A 993-nucleotide genomic window follows, 5' to 3' on the forward strand; every position below is an offset into this window, starting at 1 on the left:
TAGGGAAAGTGGTAGTAGCCATGATTCAAGTCCCTTGAATCTACAGGCGACCTCCCTGCTTCATCCAGTACGCCAGCATCTCGTCGTACTTTTCCTCATTCTTCTCGTACTCCTTCTGAGGCAGCGCGGCGATCTGTTCCGGCGTCAGTGCAGGTTGGCGACCCTGTGTTTGAGGTCGGGAGTGGGACCGCACCTGCGGTTCACTCAGTTGCTGTGCCTGCTCGATTTTCTGAGAAGGAGAGTGAAGTCCTGCTGACTGTTTGTAGAGCGTCATTACGGTGGCCGCCCCTGTCGGGTTGACCTGACTTAACTCTTTAATGCCAGCGTTCTGTCTGGAGAACCAGCCCTGAAAGTCAGTGCTGGCGGCAACCTGCCGGACATCGGGGTGAGTCTTCTCCACCTCGGCCCAGAATGCCTGTTCTGCCTGCTGCTTCTCCTGCTGCTGTCTGGCCTGCTCAATGGCGGCCAGTCGCTGCTCCAGTGCCTGATTTTTCTTTTGCGCCTCATCCAGCGTACTGAACACCGGCCCCAGCTCCTGGTAATCCTCGCGGAGTTCCTGAAACTGATCGGTCGGTGCCTGGGTGACCGGTTGCGGTGCAGCCTGCTGCTGAGACAGCAGATTGACCTGGGCTTGCAGGGTGGCCATCTGTTGTTGGAGCTCGCTATTGCTGCGCTCCAGGTCAGCGGCTTTCTGCGTGGCCTGAGTCATCAGGGCGTGGGCATTCTTGCGGGATTCTTCCGCCTTGGTGTACTTGTCCTGCCAGTCATCACCGCTTGCCGGGGCAGGCGGCTCAGTCAGAGCCTCCGGTTCGACCGGTGAGGGTGGCGGGGGTACATCGTCGGCGGCCGGGTTCTGGTCGTCTTGCTTGTCCTGTTCCTGTTGAGAGACAGGGGCTTGCGGTTCCATACCCATCAGCCTGGCGTATTCGGCATCAGCTTCCTGATCCAGTTTGTCGGCGTCTATCGCCATCTTCACTCTCCCTGTGGGGCACT

The 993-nt window shown here is 58.9% G+C and carries 1 protein-coding gene; it reads right to left on the minus strand.

From position 1 onward, the window contains the following. Window positions 1–40 precede the first annotated feature (40 nt). Window positions 41–993: hypothetical protein (locus AK963_RS29590; protein ID WP_238593900.1), on the minus strand; the 953-nt coding region annotated here is incomplete at its 5' end.

Origin of the sequence: Endozoicomonas atrinae, from assembly GCF_001647025.1 — a bacterium.
GTDB classification, from domain to species: Bacteria; Pseudomonadota; Gammaproteobacteria; order Pseudomonadales; family Endozoicomonadaceae; genus Endozoicomonas; species Endozoicomonas atrinae.